Source organism: Streptomyces hebeiensis (genome assembly GCF_052983195.1).
In genome coordinates this window covers 4982213-4999423 of the sequence record NZ_CM129812.1, presented here as the reverse complement: position 1 = coordinate 4999423, position 17211 = coordinate 4982213, and the positions used below count along the sequence as shown (strand labels likewise).

General features: G+C 71.6%; 8 protein-coding genes. 5 read left to right on the top strand and 3 right to left on the bottom strand.

The genetic code is table 11. The annotated features are described in order from the left end of the window. Positions 1 to 15: 15 nt before the first annotated feature. The gene (locus ACU6P3_RS21510; protein ID WP_447193701.1) at positions 16 to 6510 is read right to left on the bottom strand and encodes an RHS repeat domain-containing protein; all 6495 of its coding nucleotides are present in this window, start codon (positions 6508 to 6510) and stop codon (positions 16 to 18) included. A 245-nt stretch (positions 6511 to 6755) separates the two neighbouring features. Between ACU6P3_RS21510 and ACU6P3_RS21505 the strand changes: the two genes are divergently transcribed. Further along, positions 6756 to 9920 (top strand): FG-GAP repeat domain-containing protein, encoded by a 3165-nt coding sequence (locus ACU6P3_RS21505; RefSeq protein WP_447193700.1) that lies wholly within the window; start codon positions 6756 to 6758, stop codon positions 9918 to 9920. Positions 9921 to 10151: 231 nt separating this feature from the next. Next, the gene (locus tag ACU6P3_RS21500) at positions 10152 to 10700 is read left to right on the top strand and encodes a TetR/AcrR family transcriptional regulator (RefSeq protein ID WP_030750224.1); all 549 of its coding nucleotides are present in this window, start codon (positions 10152 to 10154) and stop codon (positions 10698 to 10700) included. Positions 10701 to 10809: 109 nt separating this feature from the next. Here ACU6P3_RS21500 and ACU6P3_RS21495 read toward each other — a convergent pair whose 3' ends face one another. Both ACU6P3_RS21495 and ACU6P3_RS21490 read right to left on the bottom strand, forming a co-directional pair. Further along, the gene (locus tag ACU6P3_RS21495; RefSeq protein WP_447193699.1) at positions 10810 to 11889 is read right to left on the bottom strand and encodes a DeoR/GlpR family DNA-binding transcription regulator; all 1080 of its coding nucleotides are present in this window, start codon (positions 11887 to 11889) and stop codon (positions 10810 to 10812) included. Positions 11890 to 12070: 181 nt separating this feature from the next. Beyond that, entirely contained in the window at positions 12071 to 13510 is a 1440-nt protein-coding gene (locus ACU6P3_RS21490) for an NAD(P)H-quinone dehydrogenase (protein WP_447193698.1), read from the bottom strand. 365 nt (positions 13511 to 13875) lie between these two features. Between ACU6P3_RS21490 and ACU6P3_RS21485 the strand changes: the two genes are divergently transcribed. From ACU6P3_RS21485 to ACU6P3_RS21475, 3 genes are all read left to right on the top strand, one after another. Next, positions 13876 to 14313 (top strand): gamma-glutamylcyclotransferase family protein, encoded by a 438-nt coding sequence (locus ACU6P3_RS21485; protein ID WP_030750233.1) that lies wholly within the window; start codon positions 13876 to 13878, stop codon positions 14311 to 14313. 109 nt (positions 14314 to 14422) lie between these two features. Further along, complete coding sequence (locus tag ACU6P3_RS21480) at positions 14423 to 15253, top strand: purine-nucleoside phosphorylase (protein WP_344272242.1); 831 nt, start codon at positions 14423 to 14425, stop codon at positions 15251 to 15253. 317 nt (positions 15254 to 15570) lie between these two features. Then, positions 15571 to 17205, top strand: coding sequence for a phospho-sugar mutase (locus ACU6P3_RS21475; RefSeq protein WP_447198005.1), 1635 nt, complete (start codon positions 15571 to 15573; stop codon positions 17203 to 17205). The last annotated feature ends 6 nt before the right edge of the window (positions 17206 to 17211 follow it).

The window sequence follows — 17211 nt, the reverse complement described above, 5'->3', positions numbered from 1 at the left end:
TGTGTTTCCCCGCACTCAGTGCATGTCCTTGGGTCTGGACGATCGCTTGCCCGGGGTGATGCCACGGGACTTCCCGAACGCTGTGATGACCCTACCCGTGGCGTCCACGACCACCTGGGCGGCCTTGCCTCCACGGCCGACGAATTTCCAGGTGAGTCCTCTGTCCGTCTCCTGATGCGTGACCTTCTTGGGGTCCCGCATGGCGTCCACCATCTTGGAGAGGTTCACACCACGACCGTCGTTGCGGCCGATGGCCTGCATCAGCCCGTGCTTCGTATAGCCGGTTATCTTGTCGGGCTGGTTGGTGTGAACCGTGCAGTCGGAGTTCTGGGTGCAGGCGGAGACGGGGGCTTCCGTCTGGTTCGACACCGTCTCCGTCACCGCGTCCCGAGCCTGCTCCTTGGCCTCCTCCTTGACCTCCTCGACCACCTTGCGGGCCGGTTTCTTCGCCTGCGACGGACGCGGTTTGGGCTTGGGCTGACTGCGCGGCTTCGGCCTGGGCTTCGGCCGCGCGGCCGCCTTGCGAGCTGCCGCTCGCCTTGCCGCCGCGCGCTTGGCCGCCGCGCGCTGAGCGCGTGCCCTGGCCTGCGCCGCCGCTCTGCGCTGCGCCGCGCGCTTCGCCGCCGCGCGCTGGGCCGCGCGCTTGGCCGCCGCACGACGGGCCGCCGCGCGCTTGGCCGCCTCGCGCCGCGCCTTGGCCGCCGCCTTCTTCCGGGCCAGCGCCAGCGCCCGCTTGCGGGCCTGGGCGGCAAGCCGCCGGGCCAGCGCCTGGGCCGCCTTGCGGGCCGCGATCTGCGCCGCACGGCGGGCCGCCGCGCGGATCGCCGCCTGGATGGCGATCCGGGCCGCGATACCGATCAGGATCGGGAAGAACAGCCCTTCGGGGTCGGAGAACGTGGCCGGCGCGTTGTTGCTGTAGGCGTACGGGTTCATCGTGGCCGGCTGGCTGTAGTCGACCATCGGGTCGACCGAGATGAACCGGCCCGTCGCCGGGTCGTAGTCACGGGCACCGAGCCGGGTCAGCCCCGTGTCCTGGTCCACCGTGCCGCCCACGAACCCACGCTGGCCGGGCCATGAGTCCGGCTGCCCACCGCGCTCCTCGCCGAACGGCATCGACTTGCGCCGGGTGACCTCCATACCGGCGCCGACCATGTCGATCACCGTGTTCGACGTGCCGTGGTGGTCGGCCAGCATCAACTGACGCCCACCGCCTGTGGACCGGACGGTCGTCGAGCCGTCGGGGTGGGCGTAGAACCGCTCCGCCTTGACCGAGAGCTGGTCCGCGCTGACCGTCAGTTCGGCGTCGCCCAGGTAAAGAGTTCTGGCTCCGTCCGCGCCCGTCCTGATCAGACGCTCACCCGAGGCACCGTAGAGATACGTCGTGGTTTTGGTGCCGCCGCCCGCCACGGGCTCGGAGACTGAGGAGAGTTCCCCTTCCTTGTCCCATTCCAGTGTTTGCGTCACACCGTCCCGTTGGCGCTTGGTGGTGTTGCCCGCCTTGTCGTACTCGAAGGTGTTCAGCCGCTCCCCACCGGGACCGGCCGACTTCACCTCCGCCAGCGCGTTCGGGCCGCCGACACCGGACTTGCCGTACGCGTACGTACGAGTCACGTCCTTGGCGGTGTCACCGGCGGTGTCGTGCTCGACGAGCTTCTTGCGGTTGCCCGCCTCGTCGAACTCGTACGTGTGCCAGTACGCGTCCGGCCCGCCGACGGTCTCCTTCGACGGAGCCGCCGCACAACCGTCCGTGGCCGTCCACGCCGAGGTCATCTGGCGCAGTTGGTCGTAGACAAAGCACTGAGTGTCGGTCTTGCCGTCACCCGGCGTCGCCGCCCCCGGTGTGTCCACGATCTTGGTGACATTGCCGGCCTGGTCGTACGTGTAGCCGGTGTCCGTGATCCTGGCCGGTGCCGCCGAGCGGTCGAACGTCGACTGCTGGAGCCGGCGCGTGAACTCGTCGTAGACGTACGACCCGTAGACCTTCCGGTTGAGCGGGCCCGCCTCGGTGCGCAGGATCTCGCCGAAGGCCGAGTACTGCACGTCGTTCAGGTACGTCGACGCGCCGCCGATGTAGATCGGCAGGTCGTCCGAGTTGTAGCGGAAGACCACCCGTTCCGTGGTCAGCCCGCCCAAGCCGGGTACTTGCGCCCAGGCGAGGTTGCCGGTGGGAGTGTAGTCGTAACTGTACGTATAAGTACCGGCGAGGCCGGTCTCCTCAGCCGGGATGACCAGCTTGCTGGACTTCACCCGGTAGGCGTTGTCGTATTCGGTGACCTCGTCCCGGTACTCCCGGCCGTTGTGGTACCTGATCGACGCCGTCGGCTCTCCCTTGAGCAGAGAGTCGTAGGTCCACTCGATCCGCTTGGGCCCGGTCTCACTGTCCTCACGCAACGACGTCGGTCGCCCGATCGCGTCGTACGTGGTGACAAGCGTGTTGCCGCGCGGGTCCGTGGTCGACACCAGGTTGTCGCTCGTGTCGTACCCGAACGTCGTCGTGCCGCCGTCCGGGTCCGTGATCGACTTCTGCCGGCCCCGCCCGTCGTACTCGAACGTCGTCACCGCGCCACCGGGAGCGGTGATCTTCTTGACCTGGTCGAGCGCGTCGTACTCGTAGACCGTGTCCCGCCAGGCGCTGCGGTCCTCCTTCGTGTACTCGCGGAGCCTCTCCGTCCGGCCCTCGGCGTCCTCGAAGGTCGCCGTGACCGTGTCGCCCTTCGGCGGAACGGTCGTGGTGACGTCGCCGTCCCGCTCGGTGGTGCTGCGGACCTGCTCGTTCCCCTTGTGGTAGCTGATCTCCGCGTTGGGCTGGCCGAGACCGTCGAAGACGGTGCGGGTCTGGGCCGGCACCTCGTTGTCCCCGACCTGGAGCAGCTTCGGCTCCGGCGCGGCGCTGTTGAAGTAGCCGTCGTTGGTCTTCCACTCGCGGCCGGCCGAGTCGTAGAACGTGTCGTTGACGATCCGGCCGCCGCCCCCGACCGCCGCGTCCTGCGTCTGCCGCTCGCGCAGCAGGCCGTCCAGGAGCTCGTAGGAGACCGCGTACTCGCCGTTGTCCTTCAGCGAGCGGTTCGTGACGACCGTCGGGCCGTCGCGGCGCACGGTGTAGTCGTACGTCGCGTTCGGCGTCTGGGTCTTCTGGTCACGGTCGATCTCCCACACCTTCAGGAGCCGGCCCAGCGGGTCGTACTCCATCGCCGACCGCTTGCCGTTCGTGTCCGTCTCCGCGAGCGACAGGCCGCGCAGCGGGTCGAACTCGGTCGTCTCGGTGAAACCGAGCGGGTCGGTGGAGACCGTCTTGACCGGCGGCGCGATCGTCGCCGGCGTGTTGACGACCGAGGTCTTGCGGTTCTCGGCGTCCCAGGTCGCGCTCTCGCGGCCGTGGATGTCGTACTCGGTCCTGTCGATCGTCAGGTAGCCGGTGCCGTTCTCGTCCAGCTCCTGCACCTCGGTGGGCAGGCCCTTGGTGGGCGCGGCGCCGAACGCCTTGCCGTCGTAGAGGGTGCGGGTGTCCTCGATGACCTCGCCGGTGGTGGTACCGCAGGCGCCCATGCGGGTCACCTCGCGGGACTCCGACTCCATCAGGTACGCGCTCTCGTTGCGGACGTACGTCGTCGTGGCGCACTTGCGGGTGCCGCCCGGCGTCGTCTCGTCCACCTCGTACGGCATGCCGTAGGCGTCGTACTTGGTGGTCTCGGTCGAGGTGCGCCAGGTCTCGCCCTTGACGCGCTCCCGGGTCCGTACGGTCGCCGGCCGGGTCATCCACGCCTCCAGCGGCGTGGTGCCGGTGCGCGGGCGCGTGGCGGTCTTCACCGACCAGGGGGTGGTCACGACCGTCGAGTCGATCTTCCCGCCGTCGGACTCGTAGGTGATCTGCTCGCGCAGCTGACCCTGGTACTGCGGCAGGTCGTCGTACGTGCCGCCCTCGGAGTCCTCGATCCGGGCCGTACGGGTGCCCGACGGCAGCTTGTCGCCGTGCATGCCGCGGAAGTAGCGGTGCTCGGAGAGCTGCTTGACGTCGTCGCCCGCGCCGAGGCGGGTGCGGACCCGCTCGTAGCCCCGGTACTGGGACCAGGTGCGGTGCTTGTTCTCGGTGAACTCGCTGTCGTCGTAGGCCCAGGCGACCCCGTCGAGGTACTCGTAGCTGGTGACCTTGGCCGGGCTGTCGGTGACGAGGTCCTCCTCGCGGACCTGCTCCACGACGTACTTGTGGAACCAGTCCTTCACCGGGTTCAGCGCGCCCTTGGGCGTCCAGTACTGCGGGAAGCAGCGCATCGTGTTCGACTCGGGCGAGGCCGGCATCTTCACCGGGGCCAGCGCCGAGCACTCGCGCTGCGAGTACGTGATGGCGATCCGGCCGCCGGTCTCGGTGTCGATGGCGTGGATCCGCTTGCGGGAGAAGGGCGGCAGGCCCTCGACCTTGTCGACGCGGTTGTCCATCTCGATGCCGGCGAAGGTGACCTTCGGCATGGTGGCCGTGGCGCCCGCGGCGTCGTAACCGGTACGGGTGATCGACTCCAGCCAGAGGGCCGGGGAGGTGCCGTCACCGGTCTTCGGGTACGACTGCTCCAGCGCCCAGGAGTCGACGGTCTTCAGCGCGGTGCCGGAGAGCACCTGGGTGGTGATCTTCGTCAGCCGCTTGGTGGACCAGAAGGTCGGGGAGTACTTGTCGGTGCACTTCTCGCCGGACTTGCACTCCTGGTCCAGCGGGACGTCCGGCCAGTACTTGGCGTTGTTCTCCTTGGTCCGCTTGGAGACGGCGCAGTCGAAGGTGTCCCCGGCCGCCGGGATGCAGCGCTCGGCGGTGTCGAAGACGACCCGGCCCGCGGGCTGCGCGGTGAACAGGGTGTCCGAGCGCTGGCCGTAGTCGATCCGGTCGAGGTAGCCGGCGCGGGTGTAGGCGATCTGCTGGTCGGCCTTCATGTTCTGGCCGTAGTAGTTGGTCTCCTTGTTCCACCACAGCGACATGGCGTCGCCCAGCGGGTCCACGACGTAGTCGAGGTTCCAGCGGTACGCCTGCGCGCAGTCGGAGTCCATGAACGCGGTGGCGTGGCACGGCTCGCCGGGGTGGTTGCCGAACACCGGGACGGTGAGCGCCGAGTTGGTCCGCTTGTCGGCGGGGGCGCCCGGCAGCTTGTTCAGCCCGAAGTGGTACTTCGTACCGTCGGTGGTGGTCAGGATCCAGTACTCGCCGTCCTTGGCGCCGTTCTCGGCGCCGGAGGCGTGCTCGAGTCGGGAGCCGTCGTCGTCGGCCGGACGCCAGGTCTCCTTGCCGTCCTTGACCTCCTTGACCAGTTCGGTGGAGTTGCCGCCGAGCGACATCACGACGTGGTCGGAGCCCCAGCACAGGTCACCGCTGTCGCCGGTGTTGTTGGGCGCCTTGTCGTCGACCTTGCCCTTGTCGTCGGAGCAGGAGCGGAAGCGGCGCTCGATGAAGCCGGGCTCGTAGTCCCAGCCCTCGGCGATCCAGGACGACTGCGCGTTCGTGGACGCGGTACGGCCGTCCACGGCCTGCGAGGAGTACGAGAGCTCGACCTCGGGCTGCGGCCCGCCGGGGACCTCGGCCGCCTCGATCGGGTAGGTCCAGGAGAAGCCGCCGGAGGAACTGCCCGCCATCCAGGAGCCGGAGGGGGAGAGCGAGGTGGCCTCGTGGCTGCCGCCGGGGCCGGAGGCGTCCGCGACGGCGGCGAGGACGACGGGGGTGGCGGAGGCCGTCTTGACCTGCGCCGGAGCGGACAGGTCGACGGTCGCCGAGACCGTCTCGTCCGCCGCGTCGTTGGTGCTGGGCAGTGCCGTACGGGTACGGCAGCGCTCCAGCTCGGGAGTGGTCAGGGCGCAGCCGGGCAGCTGGACCAGGCGGAGCCGGGAGCCCCAGTCGCCGCCGTAGAGGTGTTTGAACGAGGCGTAGTCCAGGGCCAGTTCGACGGCCCCGGAGGCGGCGCGCTCGGTGGACTCGCCGGCCGGGGCGGCGGTGAGGACGATGCCGTCGACACCGGCCTTACGGGCGGTGGCGGCGTCCTTCATCGCGACGCGCGCGGCGGTGCCGGGGGCCGCGGGTACGGCGGACGCGTCGGGGGCGGCACCGCGCGTGCGGGCCGAGGACGGAGCCTTGGCGGACGGCGCGGGACGCAGGGTCACCGGGGCGGTGGTGAGACCGCTCGCCGGGGCGTCGCCCAGCCCGGAACCGGAACCTGAACCGGAGCCAAGACCGAGGCCGGTACCGGAGCCGGTGCCGAGGCCCTTGGCGGCGGGCTTCCGCTCGGGCTTGCCCGCGGACTTCCCGTCGTCGGCGCCGGCCACCTGGACCAGGTACTCGCCGACCGGAACCTTCGCCCGGTCCGGCCGCCAGTCCTGGGCGGCGTCGTCCTTGACCTGCGGGCGATCCGGCCTGAACTCACGGCCGGAGACGGACCGGTCCCGCTTCAATTCGGCCAACCGAACCTTGCCGGATCCGGCCGCCGCCGGGTCGGCCGGTATGAAGTTGATGAAAAACGCCATGAAGACCACGAATGACACGGATCTATGCCAGTGGCCCAAATAGCGCAACTGCCTCAACAGTTGCTGCACAGCTCTCCCCCATCTTAAGCATCTGAACGATGTGATCGCGCAGACGCTAAGCGTCAACAAATGTGAGAATCAAGTAAGAAGTTGGCCAACCTTCGACACCCGAGTTGCGAAAAGACAGCAAAGGGTTGGCATGTGCGACGTGTACTGTTCGGCCGAACTCGCCCAAGAGCCGAAAGGAACCGGGGGACTCACCCATGCCAGACATGTTCAGGAGGAGACGGGGAGCGGCGAGACGCTCCGCGCGCGCCACGATCACCGCACTTGTCATCAGCGGCGCGCTCGGCCTGACGCCGACGGCCGTCGCCGCACCGGGCACCGCGCCCGCCGCGACACCCGAGAAGGCATCCAACTCGCCTGCGACACCCGCGACTTCGGAGGCCGACGCGCTCGCGCGGGCCCAGCGCAGCGGTGAGCCGGTCGAGGTCGTGTCGGCCCGTACGGAGACCAGCGAGGTCTACGCGCAGCCGGGCGGAACGCTCAAGCTGACCCAGCACACCATGCCGGTCCGGGTGAAGAGGGAAGGGGCCTGGAAGGCGATCGACACCACCCTCGCCCCGGCCCGGGACCGGATCGCGCCCAAGGCCGCCGCGGGCCACGTGACCTTCTCCGCGGGCGGTTCCGAGCCCCTCGTCGTACTCCGTGACCAGGGCCGCACCCTGTCGCTGACCTGGCCGAACGCCCTGCCCGCCCCGGTGCTGGAGGGGGCGACCGCCACCTACCGCGAGGTGCTGCCGGGGGTCGACCTGGCCCTCAAGGCCGATGTGGATGGTTTCAGCCAAGCTTTGATCGTCAAGACGGCCGAAGCAGCCAATAATCCCGAGCTGGAAACGATCGATTTCGGCCTCTCGTCGGACGGTCTGGACCTGCGCAAGGACCCGGAGAGCGGCTCCCTGAAGGCGCTCAACCCTGCCGGGCAGACCGTCTTCGCCACCTCGTCGGCACGGATGTGGGACTCCACGACCGCGCCGGAGTCGGCACCGCCGGCATCGGCACCCACGGCGGCCGGTCCGAAGGCGGCGGCGAGGACCGCCGCCGGATCGTCCGCCACCGCCACCGCCCCTGACAGCGCCTCCGCCCCCGACGCCGCAGGCGGCGGGCTCACCCCCGGGGCGAACAGCGCGAGCGTCGGCGTCACCGTCCTGGACGGCACCCTCCGCCTCGAACCGGACCAGAAGCTGCTCGACGCCCCGACCACGACCTTCCCGGTCTACATCGACCCGCGCTTCACCGGCCAGCGCCAGGCGTGGACGATCGCGTACAAGCCCCACCCCAACGACAGTTACTGGAACGGCACGGGCTGGGACGGCAAGACCACCAACGAGGCGCGCGTCGGCTACGAGAGCTCGTCCGGCGGCACGGCCCGGTCGTTCTTCCGCATCGACTCCAAGGCGCTGGCCGGGGTCAAGGTGATCGACGCCCAGTTCCAGATCACCGAGACCCACTCCTGGTCCTGCACCCCCAAGCCGGTCGAGCTGTGGCAGACCGGCGCGATCAGCTCCGCGACGACCTGGAACAAGCAGCCGTCCTGGGCCGACCGCCAGGACAGCCGCAACTACGCGCACGGCAACGAGGGCGTCGGCTGCCCGGACAAGGCCGTCGACTTCACCGCCACGAAAGCCGCGGTCAACGCCGCCGCCAAGAACTGGCCCAGCATCACCTTCGGCCTGCGCGCCCCGCAGAGCGCGGAGGACAACAAGGACACGTACAGCTGGAAGAAGTTCAAGCCGGACGCCAAGCTGATCGTCGAGTACAACCGGCTGCCGAAGAACCCGTGGGCGCTGGACACCATCCCCAGCACGAAGTCGCCCCTCAACGACTGTGGCAACAACGGCTCGTACGTGACCGTCGGCAACACGGACGTCACGCTGACCGCCCAGGTCTGGGACCCGGACGGCGGCGACGTCAACGTCCAGTTCCACCTGTGGGCGACCGGCAAGCACGACGGTGACCCCGGGGTCTTCTTCGACAAGAAGGTCAAGGTGGCCGTGAAGGCGTCCGACTCCAAGGGCGCGCGGGCCTCGGTCGTCGTATCGAAGACGCTCCTCAACCAGTACAAGGGCCTCAGCAACGGCCAGTTCTCCTGGAAGGCCCAGGCGGAGGACCCGAACGACGCCTCCTTCGCCTCCGACTGGACCCCGACCCTCGGCGCGCCCGGCTGCCGCTTCGCCTTCGACCCGACGGCCCCGGCCGTGGCGCCGACGGTCGCCTCGGCGGAGTACCCGGAGGACACCGACGGCGCCCTGGCCCGCACGGAGGGGACCTTCACCATCGGGTCCGGCGGTGTCGCGGACGTCACCGAGTACCGGTGGAGCCTGGACCGCACCCCCGCGAACATCGTGGTCAAGCCGGCCGCGCCCGGCGGCGGCGTGAGCATCAAGGTCACCCCGCTCTCCCCCGGCCCGCACACGGTGTACGTGCAGAGCGTGGACGCGGGCAAGAACACCAGCCCGACGTACCCGTACAAGTTCTACGCGGCGAGCCCCGGCGTGCGCGACGAGCCCGGTGACGTGAACGGCGACGGCGCGCCCGACTTCTACGCCGTCGACGGCACGAACAACCTGCGGCTGTACTCCGGCACGGACGCCAAGGGCAACGTGGCCGCCGCCTCCTTCCTGTCCACGAACGGGGCCTGGGAGGGCGCGCTGCTCACCCACCGGGGCGACTGGACCGAGGACGGCTACGAGGACCTGGTCGCCCGCCGGAACGACGGCAAGCTGTGGCTGTTCCCGAACGACGGCCTGGGCCAGGTCTCGGAGGACACCCGACAGCAGGTGTACGTCTTCCCGGACGAGGACACCGGCGCCGTCACCGACACCGCCGCGATCAAGCAGATCGTGTCGGTGGGCGATCTGACGCCCGACTCCGAGCAGTACAACCCGGACTTCGTGGCGGTCATCGGCGACCAGCTGTGGTTCCTGCCCGGCTACTCGGGCGGCACCATCGAGTCCGGCTACCCGATCGGCAACAGCGGCTGGGGCGCCATGACCCTCGTCTCCCCGGGCGACGTGGACGGGGACGGACTCATCGATCTGATGGCCCGTCACACCAACGGCACGCTGTACGTCTACCACGGCACCGCCCTGGACATGGACGCCGACGGCGTACCGGACGGCGGTACGGACCCGTCCGCCTTCGGCGCCCCGGTCAACCGCACCGTCCACGCCACCGGCTGGACCCCGGCCGCCCGGCCGCTGATCACCGCTCCGGGCGACGTGGACGGCGACGGCATCGCGGACCTGTGGACGACGACGGCCAACACCACGGCCGGACTGGAGTTCGTCCCGGGCCGCAAGGACGGCGTGGGCACGCCGTCGGTCGTGGGCACGGGCGGCTGGCAGGCCATCAAGGCCATCTCCTGACCGCCTTCCGGTCAACTGCTGACCGTCTTCCGGTCAGCAGTTGACCGTTGGCCGATCGCCTCCTGAAAAGGAGCCGCCGGGTTCGGACACCTGTCCGAACCCGGCGGCATGTCGGGGTCCGGCGGTGGCATCCTGGTGCGCCACGGACAGGAAGGACCGACCGCCATGGCGAGGAGTACGGCACCGCCCCCGACCCCGTTCCCGGCCCGGCCCACGGCGCCGCCCCGGCCCATGCGTGCCGACGCGCGCCGTAACTACGACCGGCTGCTCACCGAGGCCCGCGCCACGTTCGCGGAACACGGCGCGGACGCCTCCCTCGAAGACGTGGCACGCCGCGCCGGGGTCGGCATCGGCACGCTCTACCGCCACTTCCCCAACCGGCACGCCCTGCTCAGCGCGGTGTTCCAGGAGGCCCTGACCGCCCTGCTGGAGCGCTCGCGCGAACTGGCCGCCTCCGACGACCGGCCCTGCGGCGCCCTCGTGGCCTGGCTGCGCGCCCTGATCGCCCACGCCGGCGAGTACCGGGGCCTCTCCCGCGCGCTCATGGCCGCCTCGCACGACGAGAGTTCGGCCCTGTCCCGGTGCAACATCCCCCTGCGCGGCGCGGGCGAGCGCCTGCTGGTCCGCGCACAGGAGACCGGTCAGGTACGGGCCGAGGTGTCCATCGACGACCTGATGCAGCTGACGAACGCGATCGCCCTGGCGGCGGAAGGCGCTCCGGACGACCCGGAGCTGGCGGACCGGCTGCTGAGACTGACGCTGACGGGGCTCAAACCCTGAGCGAGCGCCGGGGCAGGCAGGAGCGGGCCCCGCGCGGGCCGGGCCCCGCCGGTCGCCCGCGCCGCGGCCCTCCCCGGCACCGGCCCGTCGACGCCTGCCGGGTCGGCCGTTATCGCCGCCGTATGTCCGCCACCCGCGCCCGCTCGCCGGGCTCCTGCGCCGACGGGCCCGATGTGCTCCGGAGCCCGGCCCCGGGGCCGCCCGCCGGGCCGCCCGTGTGCGTGCGGCGCTGACCCGGCAGGGGGAGGTCGCGGCGGGGCTGCCGGCCGGACAGGCCGCCACCCTCGGCGCCCGGGCCGCCGGCCGTACCGGACCCGCCCGGGACACCCGGGCCGCCGGACAGGCCGGACGTACCGGCTCCGCCCAGCCCGCCCCCGATCCCCGCGCCACCGGAGCCGGCCGCGCCGCCGGCCCCCGCCACGGCGATCTGCACGCCCTGGTCCGCGAGCGCCTGGAGCTCGGTCCCGGCACGGTCGTCGTGCGCGGGCGGTTCGTCGGTCACCAGGCGGCTGATCAGCTCGGTCGGCACGGTCTGGAACATCGTGTCCGTACCGAGCTTCGTGTGGTCGGCGAGCACCACGACCTCCGCCGCCGCCTGCACCAGCGCCCGGTCGACACTGGCGGAGAGCATGTTGGACGTGGAGAGGCCGCGCTCCGCGGTCAGCCCGCTCCCGCTCAGGAACGCGCGCGTGACCCGCAGGCCCTGGAGGGACTGCTCCGCGCCGCTGCCGACCAACGCGTAGTTCGAGCCGCGTAACGTCCCTCCCGTCATGACGACTTCCACCCGGTTGGCGTGGGCCAGCGCCTGGGCGACCAGCAGGGAGTTGGTGACGACGGTCAGCCCGGGGATCCGCGCGAGCCGGCGGGCCAGCTCCTGCGTGGTCGTACCGGCGCCGACCACCACGGCCTCGCCCTCTTCGACGAGGCCGGCGGCGAGATCGGCGATGGCCGTCTTCTCCGCCGTTGCGAGATGGGACTTTTGCGGGAAGCCGGACTCTCGCGTGAATCCACCCGGCAACACCGCACCGCCGTGCCGGCGGTCGAGGAGTCCTTCTGCCTCGAGAGCCCGCACGTCCCGCCGTACGGTCACTTCGGAGGTCTGGACGACACGGGCGAGCTCACGGAGCGACACGGCTCCGTTCGCGCGCACCATTTCGAGGATCAATTGACGACGTTCTGCAGCGAACACGAAACTGACAGTAACGCCAACGACCATCCGCTTTCAGCAGTTTGCGCCGAAAAACAGAAGTTGCGCACAGACGGGCACGCTCGGTGGTATAAGGGGCGTTCCAACGGTCAACCGACCCAAACGGCCGCTCCGCCGCCCGGACAGAACCGGGCGTGACCGCACGGACGCGGGCATCGCGGAATCAGCTCTCGTCGCCCGTCTTCCGCGTGTGCAGCTGCCGCGCGACCTCCGCGATCGAACCCGACAGCGACGGGTACACCGTGAACGCCTTCGCGATCTGCTCCACGGTCAGGTTGTTGTCGACCGCGAGCGAGATCGGGTGGATCAGCTCGCTCGCGCGGGGGGCGACGACCACGCCGCCGACCACGATCCCGGTCCCCGGGCGGGCGAAGATCTTGACGAAGCCGTCCCTGATCCCCTGCATCTTGGCGCGCGGGTTGCGCAGCAGCGGCAGCTTGACGGCCCGGGCGTCGATCCGGCCCGCGTCGATGTCCGCCTGGCTGTGACCGACGGTGGCGATCTCGGGGTCGGTGAAGACGTTCGCCGAGACGGTCTTGAGGTTGAGCGGCGTCACCGCGTCGCCCAGGAAGTGGTACATCGCGATCCGGCCCTGCATCGCCGCGACCGACGCGAGGGCGAAGACGCCGGTGACGTCACCGGCCGCGTACACACCGGGCGCGGAGGTGCGGGAGACCCGGTCCGTCTTGATGTGGCCGGACCCCTTGAGCAGGACACCGGCCTCCTCCAGGCCCATGCCCGCCGTGTTGGGTATGGCGCCGACGGCCATCAGGCAGTGCGTACCGGAGATGGTCCGGCCGTCGGAGAGGGTGACCTCGACCCGGTCGCCGACGCGCTTGGCGGACTCGGCGCGGGAGCGGGACATCACGTTCATGCCGCGCCGCCGGAAGACGTCCTCCAGGACGCCCGCGGCGTCCGGGTCCTCGCCCGGCAGCACGCGGTCGCGCGAGGAGACGAGCGTGACGCGCGAACCCAGCGCCTGGTAGGCGCCCGCGAACTCGGCGCCGGTGACGCCGGAACCGACCACGATCAGCTCCTCCGGCAGCTCGTCGAGGTCGTACACCTGCGTCCAGTTCAGGATCCGCTCACCGTCCGGCAGCGCGTCGGGGATCTCGCGCGGATGGCCGCCGGTCGCGATCAGCACGGCGTCGGCGGTCAGCGTCTCCTCGCTGCCGTCCGCCGCCGTCACGACCACCTGGCGGGAACCGTCCACGCCCTGCCGGCCCTGGAGCCGCCCGCGCCCGCGCAGCACGCGCGCGCCGGCCCGGGTGACGGAGGCCGTGATGTCGTGGGACTGGGCGAGAGCGAGGCGCTTCACCCGCCGGTTGACCTTGCCCAGGTCGACCCCGACGACGCGGGCCGACCGCGCCAGCGGGGGCGTGTCGTCGGCGACGATGATGCCCAGCTCCTCGTACGAGGAGTCGAAGGTGGTCATCACCTCGGCCGTCGCGATGAGGGTCTTGGACGGTACGCAGTCGGTGAGCACCGAGGCCCCGCCGAGGCCGTCGCAGTCGACGACGGTCACCTCCGCGCCGAGCTGGGCGCCCACCAGGGCCGCCTCGTAGCCGCCGGGTCCGCCGCCGATGATCACGATCCGGGTCACGAAAAAGTCCGCCTCGCGTTGTCGACCCGGCCCGTCTGCCGCCCCGGCCGGGGTTCCGGGGGAGGAGCCCCCGGGGGATGCAGTACGCACTCCATTGTCCCGCACGCTCCACGCGGCCTCCCGCCGGGGCCCGCCATCCGGGAATCGACGAGGCCGGAGCCCTTCGGACCCCGGCCGGGGCTTTGCCCGCCCCGGTCCGGCCGCTCCCGCGCGCCCCCTGCCACGGCCCCGCGGGCCGCGCCTGTCGCGGCGCCCCGGCCGCGACGCCGGCCCCGCCGCCGCCGGGTGCCGCGCCCGGCGCTGCCACCACACCGCACCGGCCGGTGCACCGGCGACCACGCCCGTACCTCCCGTACTCTCGACCCATGTCGCTCTACGCCGCGTACGCCGGCAACCTCGACGCGCGGCTGATGACCCGCCGCGCCCCGCATTCCCCGCTGCGCGGCACGGGCTGGCTCAACGGCTGGCGGCTGACCTTCGGCGGCGAGCAGATGGGCTGGGAGGGAGCACTGGCCACCATCGTGGAGGCCCCGCGCTCCCAGGTCTTCGTCGCGCTGTACGACCTGGCGCCGATGGACGAGGACTCCATGGACCGCTGGGAGGGCGTGGGCCTCGACATCTACCGGCGGATGCGGGTACGGGTGCACACCCTGGACGGCGAGGAGCCGGCCTGGCTGTACGTCCTGAACGGGTACGAGGGCGGACTGCCGTCGGCGCGCTACCTGGGCGAGATCGCGGACGCGGCGGAGTCGGCGGGCGCGCCGCACGACTACGTGATGGAGCTGCGCAAGCGCCCCTGCTGAGGGCGGCGGGCGCGCGAAGCGCCCAAGGACGATAACGATCCGCAGATCATCGGAAGATCACGCCGGAAGCATCTACGCGCGTAGGGCATGACCGGCTACCCTCGTCCGCGTGAACGCATCTGTTATTCCGGCCGACGCCGACGGACCCGCCGCCCCGCACGCCACCGCCGACGCCGCCGCCGAGCGCCTCAGACAGCTCACCGGCGCCGCGACGCACGACATCGCCCTGGTGATGGGCTCCGGCTGGGCACCGGCCGTCGACGCGCTCGGGACGCCGGAGGCGGAGATCCCGGTCACCGAGCTGCCCGGGTTCCCGCCGCCCGCCGTGGCGGGACACGGCGGCACGATCCGCTCGTACCGGATCGCCGAGCGGCGCGCGCTGGTCTTCCTCGGCCGTACGCACTACTACGAGGGCCACGGCGTCGCGGCCGTCGCGCACGGCGTCCGTACCGCCGTCGCGGCCGGCTGCAAGACCGTCGTCCTGACCAACGGCTGCGGCGGCCTGCGCGAGGGCATGCGCCCCGGCCAGCCCGTACTGATCAGCGACCACATCAACCTCACCGCGGTCTCGCCGATCACCGGCGCCAACTTCGTGGACCTGACGGACCTCTACTCGCCCCGGCTGCGCGCGCTCTGCAAGGAGATCGACCCGAGCCTGGAGGAGGGCGTGTACGTCCAGTTCCCCGGCCCGCACTACGAGACGCCCGCGGAGATCAACATGGTCCGGGTCATGGGCGGCGACCTGGTCGGCATGTCCACGGTCCTGGAGGCGATCGCGGCCCGCGAGGCGGGCGCCGAAGTGCTCGGCATCTCGCTGGTGACCAACCTGGCGGCCGGCCTGACGGGCGAACCCCTCAACCACGAGGAGGTCCTCCAGGCGGGCCGGGACTCGGCGACACGGATGGGCGAGCTGCTGGGGCGGGTGCTGCACCGGATCTGAGGATCCGGGGAACGGGGCACCCGAGGGTCGACACGGGGTCGGGGGACTCCGTACGACAGCGATCACGACGACAGCGATCGCGACGGCGGCGAGAGCCACGACGAGGAGGTACGTCCACCGTGCAGCAGGACGACAGGATCGAGCGGGACCGGCGGACACCGCGGGCCGCGCACACGACTCGGGACACACGGGACCCGAAGCCCGCGGGGGTCTCCCGCGGGACGCCCGGGACGCCCGCGGCTCCCGAGGCTCTCCGGGCTCCCGAGGCAGGCGACAGCCGGGACCGCGCCCCGGAGGACCGCGAGGCACAGGGCCTCATGGACCGCGCCGCGGCCTGGCTGGCCGAGGACCCGGACGACGACACCCGCGAGGAACTGGCCCGGCTCATCGAGGCCCGTGACCTCGACGCGCTGGGCGAACGGTTCGCCGGCACGCTCCAGTTCGGCACCGCCGGGCTGCGCGGGGAACTCGGCGCCGGCCCCATGCGCATGAACCGCGCGGTCGTCATCCGGGCCGCGGCCGGCCTCGCCGCGTACCTCGGGAAGCGGGGCGAGGGCGACGGCCTGGTCGTCATCGGCTACGACGCCCGCTACAAGTCGGCGGACTTCGCCCGGGACACGGCGGCCGTGATGACGGGGGCGGGCCTGCGCGCGGCCGTGCTGCCGGGCCCGCTGCCCACCCCGGTCCTGGCGTTCGCCGTACGGCACCTGAACGCCGTGGCCGGCGTGGAGGTCACCGCCAGCCACAACCCGCCCCGGGACAACGGCTACAAGGTCTACCTCGGCGGCGGAACCCAGATCGTGCCGCCGGCGGACGGCGAGATCGCGGCCGAGATCGACGCGGTGGGCGCGCTGGCCGGCCTGGCGCGCCCGGAGAGCGGCTGGCAGACCCTCGGGGACGAGGTCCTGGCGGCGTACCTGGAGCGTACGGACGCGGTCCTGACACCGGGCACGCCCCGTACCGCGCGCGTCGTGTACACGGCGATGCACGGTGTCGGCACGGACACCCTCCTCGCGGCCTTCGCGCGGGCCGGTTTCCCCGCGCCCACGCTGGTCGCCGAGCAGGCCGAGCCGGATCCGGCCTTCCCGACGGTCGCGTTCCCCAACCCGGAGGAGCCGGGCGCGATGGACCTGGCCTTCGCCACGGCCCGGCGCGTACGGCCCGACCTGGTCATCGCCAACGACCCGGACGCCGACCGCTGTGCCGTGGCCGTGCCCGACGAGGCCGCCGAGGGCGGCTGGCGGATGCTGCGCGGCGACGAGGTCGGCGCGCTCCTCGCCGCGCACCTGGTGCACAAGGGGGCGACGGGCACGTTCGCCGAGTCGATCGTCTCGTCGTCGCTGCTCGGCCGGATCGCGGCGGCGGCGGGCGTCCGGCACGAGGAGACGCTGACCGGCTTCAAGTGGATCGCCCGCGCGCCGGGCCTGCGGTACGGCTACGAGGAGGCGCTCGGCTACTGCGTCGACCCGGACGGCGTCCGCGACAAGGACGGCATCACCGCCGCGCTGCTGGTCGCCGAGCTGGCCTCGGAGCTGGCCGCCAAGGACCGCACGCTCACCGACCTCCTCGACGACCTGGCCGTCACCCACGGCCTGCACGCCACGGACCAGCTCTCGGTCCGCGTCCAGGACCTGTCCCTGATCGCGGCGGCGATGCGGCGCCTGCGCGAGACACCGCCGCGCGCCCTGGCCGGGCTGAACGTCGTCTCCGCCGAAGACCTCACCGAGGGCCCCGGCGGCCTGCCGCCCACGGACGGCCTGCGCTACCACCTGGAGGGCGCGTACCGGGCCCGCGTCATCGTCCGCCCCAGCGGCACCGAGCCGAAGCTCAAGTGCTACCTGGAGGTGGTGGTCCCGGTCGAGGACGCGCCGGCCCTCCCGTCGGCCCGGACGACGGGTACGGAGCTGCTCGCGGCGCTGAAGAAGGACCTGGCGACGGCCGCCGGCATCTGACGCGGC

Excerpts from the sequence above, each read along its gene's own strand:
- ACU6P3_RS21505 (WP_447193700.1), top strand. The coding sequence starts at position 6,756 with ATGCCAGACATGTTCAGGAGGAGACGGGGAGCGGCGAGACGCTCCGCG.
- ACU6P3_RS21500 (WP_030750224.1), top strand. The coding sequence starts at position 10,152 with ATGCGTGCCGACGCGCGCCGTAACTACGACCGGCTGCTCACCGAGGCC.
- ACU6P3_RS21485 (WP_030750233.1), top strand. The coding sequence starts at position 13,876 with ATGTCGCTCTACGCCGCGTACGCCGGCAACCTCGACGCGCGGCTGATG.
- ACU6P3_RS21475 (WP_447198005.1), top strand. The coding sequence starts at position 15,571 with ATGGACCGCGCCGCGGCCTGGCTGGCCGAGGACCCGGACGACGACACC.